The sequence below is a fragment of the Porphyromonas sp. CAG:1061 genome (genome assembly GCF_000435035.1).
Lineage (GTDB): Bacteria > Bacteroidota > Bacteroidia > Bacteroidales > Porphyromonadaceae > Porphyromonas_A > Porphyromonas_A somerae.
Map to the genome: position 1 here is coordinate 1 of NZ_HF988812.1, position 2,791 is coordinate 2,791.

Sequence of the window (2,791 nt, forward strand, 5' to 3'; positions counted from 1 at the left end):
GCAAGAGCATACACAGATACTCAATGGCAAAGGTAGAGTTTTTTTGCGATACTCTGACCAAAACATGGATAAAAACAAAGGAAGACCTCCATCATTACCGATGAAGGTTTCTGTTGACATAGTTCTCACTCAGTATTCTGTTTATGTCTGAGAGCCGATAGAGGATTTTCCCTGCGATTTGGGTGTAAGGGATAATGTTTTTGTCCCGATAGTCTTGCAGGGTGCAAGGGGAAAGGAACAGTCTCATCTATACACAGGTCTTCGGCACTTCGTGCCTTGACCTGTGCCTATTTAGCAAGGACCTCTGCCGAGGTCCTTGCTCATAGACACCCCACTAAAAACTATATGGTAAGAACCTTCTAATGCGTAACGCCTGTCACCAGGGTCTATTCAATAATTACTTAGATTACTTTACAAGGGTCAGCTCATTGATCAAGTAGTCGGCCTTACCCCAGTGCTGGATAGCCCAAAGCACATAGCGGATATCTACGCTAATGGTCCGCTGAAGATTTGGCTCAAACTCAATGTCGCCACTCATCGCCTCCCAGTTGCCGTCGAAAGCTAGGCCAATGACATTGCCTTCGCCATCAAAGACAGGGCTACCAGAGTTACCACCAGTGATATCATTATTGCTGATAAAGCAGAGGTGTAGATGACCATCCTTGGCGGCATACTCACCAAACTCCTTATTACGCATCATATCAAGGATCTCTGGCTGCACTGCAAACTCGGTGCTCTCAGGATCTTGCTTCTCCAATACCCCTTCCTCAGTAGTATAGTAGTCGTAGTAAGCACCATCATAAGGGCGATAGCCACCCACCGAACCATAGCTGAGACGCATGGTGAAATTGGCATCACTAGGTAGGTACTCATCACTCATCTCCTGCAGGCCAGCCATAAAGAGGCGACGCCCCTTGGCATACTGATATTGATAGTTATTGATCTCGCCATATAGCTTCATCAATGCATCTCTGTAGCTATTGCTGATCACCACAGCAGGGTCGGTATCGTGTGCCTTGGCAAATAGCTCATAATTCTTGAGTGCCTCTACCATACGATCCTTGTGGAGCACTACAGAATTGTCGTAAACATACTGTGCATAAGCCTCATAATCGCCACCAAACTTACTCTTGATCTCGCTAAAGATGCTAGGCAAGTACTCAGGAGCCACCTGCTCCTTGGTTACCCTGAGCATGGCTGGAAGAGTAGCTCTACCTACCTTGGTACTGAAGTCCTTGTAGAGGGCATCGGCATCAAACTCTGCCATATCGGGCGAAGGCATCGCCACGAAGGAGCGGAACTCGGTACCACTCATCGCTTCAGAAAGGATGGTGAAATTGTAGAAGAGCTTGCCCATTGCCTCGAGTGGTATACGCAGGCTATCCAATACCCCAGCGTACTTGGCTGTACGAGCAGCATCGGCTGCTACCCACTCGCTGAACTGACGCTCTATCTGACGCTTATTCTCTACCACATTGAGGCGACGGAGCCCCTTATTCATACCGATTGAATTCTTCCAATAGTTGGAGCTGCCGGCATACTTGCTAGCATACTGAATGCGGATGGCTTGCTCAGCATTCATGTGCTTCATCCAAATCTCCTGCTTAATACCACGCACGAGGATACGAGGTTCGTTTTCATTCACGATACGATTCTCTACACCCCATGAGCTGAGGTAGCGGTCGGTACTTCCTGGGAAGCCAATGGTCATAGCATAGTCGCCCTCCTCGATACCACGGATCGATACCTTGGCAAAGTGACGAGGTTGGTAGGGCTTATTATCGGCTGAGTAGTCAGCTGGCTTATTATTCTTATCGGCATAGACACGGAATACCGAGAAGTCGTTGGTATGGCGTGGCCACATCCAGTTGTCGGTATCGGCACCAAACTTACCCATAGATGTAGGTGGAGCGAATACCATACGGACGTCGGTGAAGACGTCGTAGACCACTAGGTAAAACTTATTATTCTCGTAGAATGAGTAGATATCGGCATCGGTGTGAGGGTCATCGGCATACTTGGCTACCAAAAGACTACTTGCCATTTGAATCGCCTGAATACGAGCCATCTCATCAGTCATATTTTCGGTACCTTCGGTCACTTGGTCGGTCACATCCACAAACTCTCTGAGGTACTTCACCTCTAGCCCCTCAATAGGAAGCTCCTCCGCCATATTGTGTGCTACAAAACCATCTCTCAGGTAGTCGTGCTCCACACTACTCTGGCTCTGGATAGAGCGGTAACCACAGTGGTGGTTGGTAAAGAGTAGTCCTTGATTGGATACCGTGATAGAGGTACAGCCGTTATCAAAGATCGCCACAGCACTAGAGAGGCTATTGCCATCGGCGCTGAATAGCTCCTCGGGAGAAAGCTTCAGTCCGAGCTCACGCATGCGATCCATATTCTCCTGCTTGATCGAATTGATCAAGTACATTCCCTTATCTGCCTTTGCCATTGGGGCAAGAAGGAGTAAGAGACCCATCGCTAGGGATAGTCGTAGTTGTTTCATCGTTAGTCAATAAAAAAATGTGATATTTATCTTGTACCACAAAGCTAACTATTTTCAGCGAGGTACCACACATTTTTACTTGTGGTATTATCGGACAAGTCGGACAGGTCAGACAAGTCGGAGTTCAAAAGGGCACCAATGGAGCACCCGAGAGGGTGCGTCCGACCTGTCTGACCTGTCCGACTTGTCCGATAAGATCCTAAAAGAAAACCTGAATAACTGCCACTTCAAAACCAAGTGGTAGCGGAGCAAAAATTGAGATGCAACTAAGCAATTGCCGAG

Annotated in this window: 1 protein-coding gene and 1 pseudogene; both read right to left on the reverse strand. The window is 47.8% G+C overall.

Going from position 1 to position 2,791, the window contains the following annotated elements; translation table 11 throughout:
• Positions 1-94 precede the first annotated feature (94 nt).
• Positions 95-244, reverse strand: a pseudogene (locus QVO39_RS00170) (helix-turn-helix domain-containing protein); the annotation flags it as partial.
• A gap of 162 nt (positions 245-406) precedes the next feature.
• Complete coding sequence (locus tag QVO39_RS00175) at positions 407-2,509, reverse strand: S46 family peptidase (protein WP_021902505.1); 2,103 nt, start codon at positions 2,507-2,509, stop codon at positions 407-409.
• Positions 2,510-2,791: the final 282 nt, after the last annotated feature.